15 protein-coding genes and 2 tRNA genes are annotated in these 12949 nt (G+C 65.4%); 8 read left to right on the top strand and 9 right to left on the bottom strand.

From position 1 onward, the window contains the following. The first annotated feature begins 110 nt into the window (after window positions 1-110). Window positions 111-290 carry a hypothetical protein gene (locus ACLIMP_RS01495; protein ID WP_443478007.1) on the top strand — a complete coding sequence of 60 codons (180 nt, stop codon included), beginning with the start codon at window positions 111-113 and terminating at the stop codon, window positions 288-290. 34 nt (window positions 291-324) lie between these two features. On the opposite strand, the gene ACLIMP_RS01500 is transcribed toward ACLIMP_RS01495, so the two are convergent. The 5 genes from ACLIMP_RS01500 to accD form a co-directional block, all read right to left on the bottom strand. After that, window positions 325-398 (bottom strand) — tRNA-Gly (locus ACLIMP_RS01500). 140 nt (window positions 399-538) lie between these two features. Further along, window positions 539-1486: an acetyl-CoA carboxylase carboxyltransferase subunit alpha gene (locus ACLIMP_RS01505; RefSeq protein ID WP_054438174.1), complete on the bottom strand. Its 948-nt coding sequence runs from the start codon at window positions 1484-1486 to the stop codon at window positions 539-541. A gap of 35 nt (window positions 1487-1521) precedes the next feature. Then, on the bottom strand, window positions 1522-2871 hold the full coding sequence (accC, locus tag ACLIMP_RS01510) for an acetyl-CoA carboxylase biotin carboxylase subunit (protein ID WP_054438176.1): 1350 nt from the start codon (window positions 2869-2871) through the stop codon (window positions 1522-1524). A gap of 13 nt (window positions 2872-2884) precedes the next feature. Further along, window positions 2885-3331, bottom strand: coding sequence for an acetyl-CoA carboxylase biotin carboxyl carrier protein (gene accB / locus ACLIMP_RS01515; protein ID WP_054438177.1), 447 nt, complete (start codon window positions 3329-3331; stop codon window positions 2885-2887). Next, on the bottom strand, window positions 3328-4176 hold the full coding sequence (accD, locus tag ACLIMP_RS01520; RefSeq protein WP_054438179.1) for an acetyl-CoA carboxylase, carboxyltransferase subunit beta: 849 nt from the start codon (window positions 4174-4176) through the stop codon (window positions 3328-3330). The genes accB and accD overlap by 4 nt, the downstream gene beginning before the upstream one ends. A 443-nt stretch (window positions 4177-4619) precedes the next feature. On the opposite strand from accD, the gene ACLIMP_RS01525 reads away from it, so the two are divergent. The 3 genes from ACLIMP_RS01525 (at window position 4620) to ACLIMP_RS01535 (ending at window position 7097) form a co-directional block, all read left to right on the top strand. Beyond that, window positions 4620-5036, top strand: a complete 417-nt coding sequence (locus ACLIMP_RS01525) for a secondary thiamine-phosphate synthase enzyme YjbQ (protein ID WP_324697066.1) — start codon at window positions 4620-4622, stop codon at window positions 5034-5036. Window positions 5037-5203: 167 nt separating this feature from the next. Continuing rightward, a complete protein-coding gene (locus ACLIMP_RS01530; RefSeq protein WP_324697068.1) occupies window positions 5204-6583 on the top strand; it encodes an L-serine ammonia-lyase in 1380 nt (459 codons plus the stop codon). Window positions 6584-6866: 283 nt separating this feature from the next. Beyond that, a complete protein-coding gene (locus ACLIMP_RS01535; protein ID WP_443478008.1) occupies window positions 6867-7097 on the top strand; it encodes a hypothetical protein in 231 nt (76 codons plus the stop codon). A 94-nt stretch (window positions 7098-7191) separates the two neighbouring features. Here ACLIMP_RS01535 and wecC read toward each other — a convergent pair whose 3' ends face one another. Beyond that, window positions 7192-8493, bottom strand: coding sequence for a UDP-N-acetyl-D-mannosamine dehydrogenase (wecC, locus tag ACLIMP_RS01540; RefSeq protein ID WP_185998513.1), 1302 nt, complete (start codon window positions 8491-8493; stop codon window positions 7192-7194). After that, window positions 8471-9610 (bottom strand): non-hydrolyzing UDP-N-acetylglucosamine 2-epimerase, encoded by a 1140-nt coding sequence (wecB, locus tag ACLIMP_RS01545; RefSeq protein WP_185998512.1) that lies wholly within the window; start codon window positions 9608-9610, stop codon window positions 8471-8473. Before wecB ends, wecC begins: the two co-directional genes overlap by 23 nt. A gap of 119 nt (window positions 9611-9729) precedes the next feature. On the opposite strand from wecB, the gene dcd reads away from it, so the two are divergent. From dcd to ACLIMP_RS01565, 4 genes are all read left to right on the top strand, one after another. Further along, complete coding sequence (dcd, locus tag ACLIMP_RS01550; RefSeq protein WP_054438186.1) at window positions 9730-10284, top strand: dCTP deaminase; 555 nt, start codon at window positions 9730-9732, stop codon at window positions 10282-10284. Between the two features lie 73 nt (window positions 10285-10357). Then, window positions 10358-10939 (top strand): DoxX family protein, encoded by a 582-nt coding sequence (locus tag ACLIMP_RS01555; protein ID WP_054438188.1) that lies wholly within the window; start codon window positions 10358-10360, stop codon window positions 10937-10939. Between the two features lie 70 nt (window positions 10940-11009). Further along, entirely contained in the window at window positions 11010-11519 is a 510-nt protein-coding gene (locus ACLIMP_RS01560; RefSeq protein ID WP_054438190.1) for a nuclear transport factor 2 family protein, read from the top strand. 55 nt (window positions 11520-11574) lie between these two features. After that, window positions 11575-11650: transfer RNA gene (locus tag ACLIMP_RS01565), tRNA-Val, on the top strand. 8 nt (window positions 11651-11658) lie between these two features. Here ACLIMP_RS01565 and ACLIMP_RS01570 read toward each other — a convergent pair. Then, window positions 11659-11961: an excalibur calcium-binding domain-containing protein gene (locus tag ACLIMP_RS01570; protein WP_324697077.1), complete on the bottom strand. Its 303-nt coding sequence runs from the start codon at window positions 11959-11961 to the stop codon at window positions 11659-11661. Window positions 11962-12003: 42 nt separating this feature from the next. Further along, window positions 12004-12927, bottom strand: coding sequence for an SDR family NAD(P)-dependent oxidoreductase (locus ACLIMP_RS01575; RefSeq protein WP_185998509.1), 924 nt, complete (start codon window positions 12925-12927; stop codon window positions 12004-12006). Window positions 12928-12949 lie beyond the last annotated feature (22 nt).

A 12949-nucleotide genomic window follows, 5' to 3' on the forward strand; every position in this document is an offset into this window, starting at 1 on the left:
TTTTCATTGCCCTCTCGGCCAGTCGCCGTGCCTTGCGCGTCAGCCCGCATTCATCGCCGCCGGCCTATTGGCCCGAAAGGCAAGCGAGGCGGCACGACACTGGATTTCGAATGAAACCTCGCGCGCACATTCCCAGATTGAACCTTAAACTGATCCTCGTCCTGGATGCAGCGCTGTGGATCATGATGGGCTGCGGCGTTCTCGCGCTACACAGCAGGCATCATCCGGTCGATTCCGACCAGACCCAAATTCTCGTCGCCCAGCACACGCTCACGGAAAGACGCGCCTGATCGGAGCGGGAGGGTATGGTCCGGCGATGGGAGATGGAGCGGGTGAAGGGAATCGAACCCTCGTATTCAGCTTGGGAAGCTGCTGCTCTACCATTGAGCTACACCCGCGGATGGCGGCAAGACTGCTACCTTTGCGCTATCGGCAAGGTCGCGCTCTGGCACAGGGAGGCTGGGTGGTCAATGGGTTGCAAGCGCCTGGCGCCTGCATCGGAGGAGACGCCGACCCGGGGCCGGCGCCTCTCCTGAAATCACGCCCGGCCGATGGCCAGGAAGCGTTCCTCACGGCGGGCGAGCAAATCGCGGGCGGTAAGGGCAGACAGGGTATCGAGTTCCTCGTCGATGGCGCTGAACAGTGACCGGGCCGCGGCCGGGGCATCGCGCTGGGCACCGCCGACGGGCTCAGGCACGATGCGTTCGATGACACCCAGCGAAAGCAGGTCCTGAGCCGTCACCTTCATGGCCTCGGCGGCGTCAGGCGCCTTGTCCGGGGTCCGCCACAGGATCGACGAGGCGCCTTCGGGCGAAATCACCGAATAGATCGAGTGTTCGAGCATCAGCACGCGGTCGGCAGCGGCCAACGCTACTGCGCCGCCGGAACCGCCTTCGCCGACGATGGCCGAAACGATCGGCACCGGCACCGCAAGACAGGCCTCGATCGAACGGGCGATGGCTTCCGCCTGCCCGCGCTCTTCCGCCTCGACGCCGGGGAAGGCGCCGGCGGTATCGACCAGGGTGACGACCGGCAGGCCGAACTTGCCCGCCATCTCCATCAGTCGGATCGCCTTGCGATAGCCTTCGGGCTTCGCAGAACCGAAGTTGTGCTTGATGCGGCTGGGCGTGTCGTGGCCCTTTTCATGCCCAAGAACCATGACCTTGCGGCCGTTGAGCCGCGCGAGGCCGCCAACGATCGCCTCATCTTCGCCATAGACGCGGTCGCCCGCCAGCGGGATGAAGTCGGTGAACCCCAGGCGCAGATAGTCCACGAAGTGCGGCCGCTGCGGATGGCGCGCCACTTGCGTCTTCTGCCAGGGCGTGAGCTTGGCATAAGTGCCCGCCAGCATGCCGGCGCTCTTCTTCTCGAGGCGCGCGATTTCTCCCGCGATATCGAGATCGCTGTCGCTGGCAGTGGTGCGCAGCTCTGCAATGCGCGCCTCGAGCGCGGCGATCGGCTTTTCGAATTCAAGGAACGAGATCATGCTCTTTTCCGTTTACATGCCTGGTTCGGCGCGCCTCAGCCGGCGCGCTTGGCCAGCCATTCTTCCAGCCACTTGATCGTGTACTCGCCGCTCTCGAACTCGGGGTCCTCGAGCAGGGCCTGGTGCATCGGAATCGAGGTCTTCACCCCGTCGATCACCATTTCCTCCAGCGCGCGCTTGAGGCGCATGATCGCGCCCTGACGGGTGCGACCGGAAACGATCAGCTTGCCGATCATCGAATCGTAATAGGGCGGAATGCGGTAGCCTGCATAGAGCCCCGAATCGACGCGCACGTTCATGCCGCCCGCCGCGTGATAATTGGTCACCTGCCCCGGCGAAGGGGTGAAGTTCCATGGGTCTTCCGCGTTGATGCGGCACTCGATGGCGTGGCCCTTGAACTCGATGGCGTCCTGCGTGAACGTCAGCGGCTGGCCTTCTGCGACGCGAATCTGCTCACGCACGAGATCGACGCCGGTGATGGCTTCCGTCACCGGATGCTCCACCTGCAGGCGCGTGTTCATCTCGATGAAGTAGAACTCGCCGTTTTCCCAGAGGAACTCGATCGTACCGGCGCCGCGATAGCCCATGTCGGCCATCGCCTTGGATACGATGCCGCCCATGCGGTCGCGCTCTTCGGGGGTGATGACCGGCGAAGGCGCTTCTTCCAGCACCTTCTGGTGGCGGCGCTGAAGCGAGCAATCGCGCTCTCCAAGGTGAACCGCCGCGCCCTTGCCGTCGCCGAACACCTGGAATTCGATGTGCCGCGGATTGCCGAGGTACTTTTCCATGTAGACCGTGGCATCGCCGAAAGCAGCTTTCGCTTCCGAACGGGCCTGACCCATCTGGCTCTGGAGTTCCTCGGCAGAATTCACGACCTTCATGCCGCGACCGCCGCCGCCCGAGGCCGCCTTGATGATGACCGGGTAGCCGATCGTCTCAGCCAGGGCGCGAGCCTCGTCGAAGTCCTCGATCGCACCGTCGGATCCCGGAACCAGCGGCAGGCCGAGCGCGCCTGCGGTGCGCTTGGCTTCCACCTTGTCGCCCATCGTACGGATGTGCTCGGGCTTGGGACCGACCCAGATCAGGCCATGTGCCTCCACGATCTCGGCGAACTGGGCGTTCTCCGAGAGGAAGCCGTAGCCGGGGTGGATCGCGTCGGCCTGGGTGATCTCGGCCGCGGCAATGATCGCGGCGACGTTGAGATACGAATCCTTCGCCGCCGGCGGGCCGATGCAGACCGCATGGTCGGCAAGGCGCACATGCATGGCTTCGGCGTCGGCGGTGGAATGGACCGCGACGGTCTCGATGCCCATTTCGCGCGCGGCGCGATGGATCCGCAGCGCGATCTCGCCGCGATTGGCAATCAGGAGGCGCTTGATGGCCATGAAGCTACTGTCCTCAGGCGATAACGACGAGCGGCTGGTCGAATTCGACCGGCTGCTGGTTGTCGACGAGGATGGCCTGGATCGTGCCGCTCTTGGGGGCGTTGATCTGGTTCATGACCTTCATGGCCTCGACGATGAGCAGAACGTCGCCAGCCTTGACCTGCTGGCCAACGCTGATGAAGTTCGCCGCGCTGGGTTCGGGCGCGAGATAGACGGTGCCAACCATCGGCGACTTCACGGCGTCAACCGGGGCGGCGGGCGCAGCCTCGGCTGCCGGAGCGGCGGCTGCAGCCGGAGCGGCGACCTGCGGCAGTGCCGGGGCTGCGGCAGCAACGATCTGCTGTGCAACCTGACGCACGACCTTGATCTTGCGTTCGCCGTCCTCGACCTCGATTTCGGTCAGGCCGGTTTCAGCGAGGAGCTCGGCGAGCTCGCGTACCAGCGCGCTGTCGATGTTCACGCAACTTCCTTTCGTTCAAGATAACCGAGCAGCGAGGCCAGCGTGCCTTTGAGGTCCTGGCGGTGGACCACCATGTCCACCATGCCGTGGGCATGGAGGTACTCGGCGCGCTGGAAGCCGTCGGGGAGTTTTTCGCGGATGGTGTCCTGGATCACGCGCTGGCCGGCGAAGCCGATGAGCGCGCCCGGCTCGGCGATCTGGATATCGCCCAGCATCGCGTAGCTGGCGGTGACGCCGCCGGTGGTGGGATCGGTCAGGACGACGATATAGGGAAGACCCGCCCGTGCGAGGCGGCGGATCGCCACGGTCGCCTTGGGCATCTGCATGAGCGAGAGGATACCCTCCTGCATGCGGGCGCCGCCGGCGGCAGTGCAGATCACGTAGGCGCAATCCTCGGCGATGGCCCGTTCGACGGCCTCGACGAAAGCCTCACCCACCGCCATGCCCATCGACCCGCCCATGAAGGCGAAGTCCTGGACGCCGAGCACCACCTTCTGCCCCTCGATCGCGCCGAGCGCATTGGTCAGCGCATCGGGGAAGGGATTGGCGGCGCGCGCGGCGCGGATGCGGTCGGAATACTTCTTGCTGTCGCGGAAGTTCAGCGGATTTTCCGGAACCTTCGCGGCGGGCAGGACGGAATAACCGGCGTCGAGCAACTGGTCGAAGCGCGTCTGCGCACCGATGCGGCCGTGGTACTGGCAGCGCGGGCAGACCGACAGATTGTCCTCGAACTCCTTGGTGAAGAGCATCTCGCCGCAACCGGGACACTTGGTCCACAGGTTGTCGGGCGTGTCCCGCTTCTTCAGGCTCCCGAGGGAATTGCGTACCTTGCTAAGCCAACTCATGACGAACCCTTGCGTGAAACTCGTGCGGCCCGGTGAGTCCGGGCTCGCATGCTGGATCGACCGGGCGCAGTATCGAGGGCTTGTTTTCCAGCGCCCCTTGCGACCGAACGATCTCTGTGTGCGACGTGCTCCGCGCTGGCCTGTCGGGCCCGCCGCCGAGCGCGGCAATACGCGGCAGATATGGGTAGATCAATCGCCAGTACACTCCGGCATGCGCAAAAAGTGCCCCGCGGCGGTGCACGAGGAGCCTGAAAGGCGCAGAAATCCGCGAATCCGACAGGTTAATCGGCACCCCCGCAAAAGATGAGTGGAAGCGGCGAAAACAGGCTTTTTTCACCCCTTTACCATTACGTCAAGGCGGAATTCGTGGCCTTTGGAGCACGCTTCGGATCTTTCGGAGCGCGGTTGAAGGTGGGCCTGGAGGGGTTCAGAAGGGGTAGAACATGAAACAGGCCACCACGATCCTCTCCTTCGACACCCCCGGCCGCGGGCTTTGCGATATCACCCGCACGATTGCCGACTGGCACCGCGAGACCGGCATCGGAGAGGGCCTGCTCACCCTGCTCTGCCGCCACACATCCGCCTCGCTGCTGATCCAGGAGAACGCCGCGCGCGAAGTGAGGGGCGACATCGTCGACTGGCTGGACCGCATGGCGCCGGAAGGCCGCCACTACGCCCATGACGACGAAGGCCCTGACGACATGCCCGCCCATCTCAAGGCAACGCTGACCGGCGTGAACCTCTCGATCCCGGTTATCGGCGGACGCCTAGCGCTGGGCACCTGGCAAGGCATCTACCTTGCCGAGCATCGCCGCGCCCCGCACCGGCGGCAGGTTGCGCTCCATGTGATCGGGACCTGACGCCGAACCTGCGGCGATTCTCCCACACCTGCCGCAATCGCCGGCGCTTTATCTGGCCCGGCTGAATTGGACCATTGCATCCGCCCACGCGATGCCTATCCACGCTGCCTTGTTGTAATCGGAGAGTATGCCGTGCCCTTCCCCGCCAGCGAGCGCGAGTCCGTCCTTTGATCTCGGCGCTCGACCTGTTCCGCATCGGCCTGGGCCCTTCCAGTTCGCACACTGTCGGCCCGATGCGCATCGCCGCGCGTTTCCTCCAGACGCTGGAGGAAGCCGGGCAGTTCGAATCGATCGCCCGCATAAGGGTGGAACTGCAAGGCTCGCTCGCGCTGACCGGCGAAGGCCACGGCACGCCGGACGCCTGCCTCATGGGCCTGATCGGATTCCAGCCGGAAACCGCCGATCCGGCCGAAGCGCACGAGGCCGCCGCCCAAGTCCGCGCGACCGGCCGGATCGCCCTGCTCGGCCGCCGCGAAGTCGCCTTCGATCCCGCGACCGATCTCGTGCTGGACTTCGACCACATTCCCGATCTCCATCCCAACGGCATGGTCGTGACCGCCTTCGACGCGGCGGGCGGCGAAATCGCCCGGAATGAGTATTTCTCGACCGGCGGCGGCTTCTTCTCCAGCCGCCACCAGCTCGAACAGCCCGCACCGGACGACCAGGTGACTCACGGCCCGCCGGTTGCCTACCCGTTCGGTTCAGGCGCGCAGCTCCTGGAAGTCTGTGCCACCAGCGGGCTCGACATCGCCTCGGTCATGCTCGCCAACGAGGCGGCGCGCCGGCCGGAGGACGAAACGCTGGCCGGGCTGGACGCGATCGCGGAAGCCATGAACCAGTGCATCGACAGCGGCCTCGAACGCGAGGGGCTGCTGCCCGGCGCGCTCAAGGTCCGCCGCCGCGCCCGCGCGATTCACCAGAACCTGATCTCGCGCCCGCAGGACAACCAGGCCGAGACCCTGATGGACTGGCTCAACCTCTATGCCATGGCGGTGAACGAGGAGAACGCCAGCGGCGGCCGCGTCGTCACCGCCCCCACCAACGGGGCGGCGGGGATCGTGCCCTCGCTGCTGCGCCAGTATTGCAGCGAGGGGCGCAAGGCGGTTCCCGCCAAGGCCCGGCGCTACCTGCTGACTGCAGCCGGGATCGGCCTGCTCTACAAGCAGCGCGCCTCGATCTCGGGCGCGGAAATGGGCTGCCAGGGCGAAGTGGGCGTAGCCTGCTCGATGGCGGCGGCAGGGCTCGCGGCGGTCTGGGGCGGCACGCCGGAGCAGGTCTGCGCCGCCGCCGAGATCGGCATGGAACACAACCTCGGGCTCACCTGCGATCCGGTGGGCGGCCTCGTGCAGATCCCCTGCATCGAGCGCAACGCCATCGCCTCGGTCAAAGCCGTCAATGCCGCCAAGCTGGCGCTCCACGCGGGTGAGACCCCGCGCGTCTCGCTCGACCAGGTGATCGAGACGATGCGCCAGACCGGGCTCGACATGTCCAGCAAGTACAAGGAAACCAGCCAGGGCGGCCTCGCCATCAACGTGGTGGCATGCTGAGGGCGAGCACGCCCCTTCCCCTCAGGCCTTCCCTTCAGGCCTTCCCCTCAGGTTTTCGGTTGCACCGAAAAGCCGTCGCTGGGGCGGACGGAACGTCGATGCGGGGCGCTCCGCCGCTTCCCCGCAATCCGGCCGCGTTTCATGCGGTCCGCACCTTTTTTCACAGCCTGTTTTACCACGTTCACGGCAACTTCAGCCGGGCCGGTGCTTTGATCGACATGCAGCGGGTGCGACGCTGTGGCCGCAAGGCCGCCTGAATGTCGAATTTCAAAGGACAGGAACAATGAAGAAGACCGGCACCACCCTCCTCGCCGCCCTCGCACTCGGCGCCCTCATCCCCGCCTCGGGCGCCATGGCGCAGCAGCCGGCTCCCCACCCCACCGCGCATCCCACGAAGGCGGCGGTCGTGAAGAAGACCACCACACGCCAGACCACGGTGAAGAAGACCACGCACAAGAAGGTCACCTGCCGCTACGTCATGCAGCATGGCAAGAAAGTGAAGGTCTGCAAGTAAGGCTTTCCGGCCCCCGTTTCGGCGGGGGCCCAGACTGGGAGAAGTTCCGAGAGCCGGCTGTTCCCGGCCTGCCCCGGTTTCCTAGCAGCCAGTCTTAGCCTGCAAGCGCCATCCGGGCCTCGTCCTCGCGCACGACACGGGGCTGGTCGGGCCAGATGCCGCGGGTATCGTAGACCAGCTTTTCCGAACGCTCCGCCAGCGGAACCACGCGGAACACGTCGTGATCGACCAGTACGATCAGGATCTCGCAAGTCTCCAGCGCATCGTCGATATCGATCTGGACAGCCCCGGTATCGGTGAACTCGATCGGCAGCTGCGCCGCATAGGGCTCCACCACATGGATGCGGCTGCCGAACTTGCGGGCAAGCCGGCTGGTGACGAAGCGCGCCGGGCTTTCACGGAAATCGTCGATATTGGCCTTGAAGGCGAGCCCGAGGCAGGCGACTTTCGCCTCCGGGTTGGCTTCCACCAGAGCCTCGGCCTTGGCGATGACATGGCTCATCTTGTGATCGTTGACGCCGCGCGCGGTGCGGATCAGCGGCGTTTCCTCCGGCGCGCCGTGAACGATGAACCAGGGATCGACGGCGATGCAGTGCCCGCCCACGCCGGGGCCGGGCGTCAGGATATTGACGCGCGGGTGACGGTTGGCGAGGCGGATCACTTCCCACACGTCCAGCCCCATGCGGTCCGCCACCATGGAAAGCTCGTTGGCGAAAGCAATGTTCACATCGCGATAGGCATTCTCGACCAGCTTGGTCATCTCGGCCGCGCGGGCATCGGTGGTCACGCATTCGCCGCGCACGAAGCGCTTGTAGAAGGCCAGCGCCTTGCGCGCGCAGCGCGGGGTGATGCCGCCGATCGAGCGATCGTTGTTGGTCAGTTCCTCAAGGATGCGGCCGGGCAGCACGCGCTCGGGACAATAGGCGATCGAAACGTCCGGCGTATCGCGGGTCAGGCCGGGGATCTTCAGGTCCGGGCGCAGTTCGGCGATCAGGTCGCGAAGCTGCTCGGTCGTCCCCACCGGCGAAGTGGATTCGAGGATCACCACGTCGCCCGCCTTGAGCACGGCGGCGACAGAGCGGCCCGCCGCCAGCACATAGGAGATATCCGGCGCGTGATTCTTGTCGAACGGCGTGGGAACCGCGATCACGAAGACATCCGCCGGCGCGATCGCGGTCGAAGCCGAAAGCAGCCCGCGCGAAACGACACCCTGCACCAGTCCGTCGAGGTCGACTTCCTCGATATGGATCTCGCCCCGGTTGATGGTGTCCACGACATCCTGCGAGACGTCGAGGCCCAGCACCCTGCACCCGGCCCGGGCGATCACGGCGGCGGTGGGAAGTCCGATATAGCCGAGACCGACAACACAGACGTCAGGCTTCGAATCCGATTTCATGCGCGAGCAGCTCCACGATTCGGCGCGAGGTCTGCCCGTCCCCGAACGGATTGTGGGCGCGCGCCATGGTCTCGTATGCCTGTTTATCGTCCAGCAAGGTTGATATTTCGGTAACGATCGTCTCGGCCGAAGTTCCGACGAGTTTCGCCGTCCCCGCGGCGACCCCCTCGGGCCGCTCGGTGGTCTCGCGCATGACCAGCACCGGCTTGCCGAGCGCGGGGGCCTCTTCCTGCACGCCGCCCGAATCGGTCAGCATGATTTCGGCAATCGCCAGCAGCCGCGCGAAGTGCGGATAGTCCAGCGGCTCGATCAGGGCCACGTTGTCCAGCCCGGAGAGGCGCTCGTTCATGACCGTGCGCACATTGGGATTGAGGTGGACGGGGAAGATCACCGCCGTGTCGGGCCGCTCCGCGATCGTGCGCACCGCGCGCGCGATCTGCTCCATGCCCTCGCCGAAGTTCTCGCGCCGGTGGCTGGTGACGCCGACGATCCGCTTGCCCGCAAAGCGTGCCTCAAGGTCGGCCAGGCCCGCCGCCAGCGAGGGATCGCGCCCGATCTGCGCCGTGACCCAGTGCAGCGCGTCGATCACGGTATTCCCGGTAACGTGGACGCGGGCGGGATCGACATTCTCCCGCAGCAGCGCGGCTTGCGAGGTCTCGGTCGGCGCGAAGTGCAGGCTGGCCATGGCGCCGATGATCTTGCGGTTCACCTCCTCCGGCCAGGGATGGTGGATATTGCCCGAGCGCAGACCCGCCTCGACATGATCGACCGGCAGCTTGCGGTAATAGGCCGCCAGCGCACCCGCCATGGCGGTGGCGGTGTCGCCCTGCACGATCACCCGGTCCGGCCGCACCGCGTCCATCACCTTGCCCAGCCCGGTCAGCAGGTTCGCGGTAAGCGAGTCGAGCGTCTGGTCGGGCTGCATCACGTCGAGATCGTGATCGGGCACGATCCCGGCGATCTCCAGGACCTGGTCCAGCATCTGGCGGTGCTGCGCCGAAACGCAGACCACGCATTCGAAGCGCGGATCGGCCTTGAGCGCATGGATCACGGGGAACAGCTTGATCGCCTCTGGGCGCGTGCCGAAGACGACGAGGATGCGGGTCTGAGCGGTCATGGCGGCGGGCATAGCAGGGAGTGGTTAATGTTGCGGTTAAAAGAGAGTCCCCGCCGCATTCGTGGACAAGATTTCCCGGGGACTTGTCGCGCTTGCCCGCATCGGGAATGACTTGTCTCATGTCTATCCTGAGCGACAAGTGGATCCGCGAGCAGGCGCTCGAAAACGGAATGATCGAGCCTTTCGTCGAGGCCCAGCGCCGCGATGGATGCATCTCCTACGGCCTTTCGTCCTACGGCTACGACGCCCGCGTCGCGCCGGAGTTCAAGATCTTCACCAATGTCGATTCGGCGGTGGTCGATCCCAAGGACTTCGCCAGCAATTCCTTCGTGGACCGGCATACCGACGTCTGCGTGATTCCGCCGAACTCGTTCGCACTGGCCCGCACGGTCGAATATTTCCGCGTGCCGCGCGACGTGCTGGTGATCTGCCTCGGCAAGAGCACTTATGCCCGCTGCGGAATCATCGTGAACGTCACCCCGCTGGAGCCGGGCTGGGAAGGCCACGTCACGCTGGAATTCTCGAACACCACGCCGCTGCCCGCCAAGATCTACGCGAACGAGGGCGCCTGCCAGTTTCTCTTCCTCAAGGGCAACGAACCCTGCGAGACGAGCTACGCCGACCGGGCCGGCAAATACATGGGCCAGCGCGGCGTGACCCTGCCCCGGCTCTAGGTTCAAGGCCCAGGGAACAATCCGCCGCCATATCCGCTTCTCCGGGCATGAATGCCATGTCGGGAGAGAAGACATGTCCAAGATCGCAGCCATAATCGGGCGATTCCTGATCGCCCTGATCTTCGTGATTTCCGGCGCCTCCAAGCTGATGGACGTCGCTTCTACCGAAACCATGATCGTCGCCACCGGCCTGCCCGCCGGCCTCGCGATTCCCACCGGCCTGTTCGAACTGATCGCCGGCCTCTGCCTCGCCGCCGGCTTCATGGTGCGGCTGGTCGCGGTGCTGCTGGCGCTGTTTACCGCGGCGACGATCCTGTTCTTCCACAACCGCTTCACCGACCCGATGCAGCAGATCATGGCGCTGAAGAACGTCGCGATCATCGGCGGCCTGTGCCTGGCCTTCGCGCACAGCCAGATGTGGAACCACTACTACGCCATTACCCGCGAGCGCCGGGGAGAACTGGCCGCGCGCGATGCCGAGGAACGTATCCGCGACGCCGAACTGCGCGCCGCGCGGGCCGAGGCACGGGCCGAAGCCATGACCGACGGCCATGTGGCCCCCGGCTATGTCGAGGCCGCACCGCGCACCGTCATTACCGACTACAACCATGACGGCGTTCCCGAAGTCCGCCGTCGCCGCTGGTTCGACTGGTAGTTGCGCTTGACCCGCCTTCCTGCATTCGTGACTCCTTGTAGGAGCACACTGCGGGAGGGCGGAATTGACAATGGAAGACATGCTCGCGCGCGAGGCGATCCGTGACGTGATCGCCCGCTACACCATGGCCGGCGATCGCCTGAAGATCGATGACTTCGCCGCCTGCTTCACCGCCGACGCCATCCTGGAAAGCGAGCACGTTCCGGCAGACCGCGCGTTCCGCTTCGAAGGCCATTCGCAAATCCGCGCCTGGCAGCAGGGCTGGCTGGACAGCGCCGCCACCGGCACCCCGGTCCACGCCGCCACCTTCGTGCGTCATCACCTCACGACCTCGCAGATCGAGATCACCGGCGATGGAAACGCGGCGGCGCGCACTTACTGGCAGGCCTGGACGAACATCGGCCCCGACCACGCCGGAATCTACCTGGACCGGCTGCGCAAAGAGGCGGATGGCCGCTGGCTTATCGCCCATCGCCGCGTGCGGATGGACTGGGAAGCGGAGAACAGCCTGTTCCGCACGGCGATCCCCCTTTCGCGCGAGGCGAAAGGAAACGGCACAAACCACGCTTCACCCGGTTGACCCGGCCGAAAATTGTCGTAAAGCGGCGTCCACCAAGCACTTCACGAAGTGCTCCGGGCGGTTAGCTCAGTTGGTAGAGCATCTCGTTTACACCGAGAGGGTCGGGGGTTCGAGCCCCTCACCGCCCACCATTTCCCTCCTATTCGCAGGCGATTCCATCGCCGTCCCGGTCCAGCCCCGGACGGTATCCCGCGTCACCACGGCGCAGCGGAGCGGCGCCCGCTGCCCGCGCGCTGGCGCAATTGGGATAATAGCCCGCTCCGCCCGAGGACCGCTGCGGCCTGACAGGCGCGGGCGCGGGCGCGGCCCTGCTGCCGTGGCAATGATAATCCCCCGTCTTGCGGTTGCTATGACAACCGGCCGCATTCACGCCGCCCGGATGGGCCGAAACCACGCCGGGCAAGGACATCAGGGTGAATGTCAGGCAAATGAGAAAGCGCATCCTGAATGCGCTAGCATTAAATCCTTGAAATGCAGATAATTGTCAGGCGGCCGTGGTCGCCCCGCGAATCACGCCGAAACCATAGAGAAGGTGTTCGAGCTGCCCATCGGGCACCGGCGGAAACGCCAGCGTCTCGCCGCCCTGCCGGATAACGTCGATATCTGCGGAAACCTGCTCCAGCGACCAGTCCTGGCGGAACGCCCCCTCGTTCTCGGTGATGCGCGCGCGCGCCAGGCGGCCGCCCATCGCCACGAACATTTCGCCGGTGGCCTCGCAGCTTTCGTGACAGAGATAGCCGACCATCGGCGCCACCTGTTCCGGCTCCATCGGCGGGAACTGGCTGGTGTCGATCCCTTCCGACATGCGGGTGACGGCGGCAGGAACGATCAGGTTGGATTTCACATCGGCGTGCTGCCCCTCGATCGCGGCGGTGTTGGACAGGCCCATGAAGCCCGCCTTGCACATCGCGTAAGTCACATTGTCGGACTTGCCGTAGAGCCCGTTGATCGAGCTGGTCAGCACGATGCGGCCATAGCCCTGCGCCATCATGTGCGGGAAAGCCTCACGCACGACGTGGTAGGCGCCCTTCAGATGAACATCGAGGACGCTGGTGAAATCCTCGTAGGAAAGCTCGGAAAGGCTGCCCCGCCGGACGTTGCCGGCCGAGTGGATCAGGATATCGATCCGCCCGAAGGCATCGAGCGCCGCCCCGATGATGGCTTTTCCGCCTTCAGGCGTGGCGACGCTGTCCGTATTGGCCACCGCCTCTCCGCCGGCCGCGCGGATTTCAGCGGCAAGCGCTTCCGCCGGACCTTCCTCGGTGGCATCGCCCGCCATCGAGACGCCAGGATCGTTGATCACCAGCTTGCAGCCCCGGCTGGCCAGCAACAGGGCATGAGCCCGGCCAAGCCCGCGCCCGCCGCCGGTGATCACGGCGACTCTATTGTCAAAGCGCAGGTCTGCCATCTGGAAATCCTCTCAAGTCTTG

It is taken from the genome of Novosphingobium aeonii (assembly GCF_052279045.1).
Taxonomy (GTDB): domain Bacteria; phylum Pseudomonadota; class Alphaproteobacteria; order Sphingomonadales; family Sphingomonadaceae; genus Novosphingobium.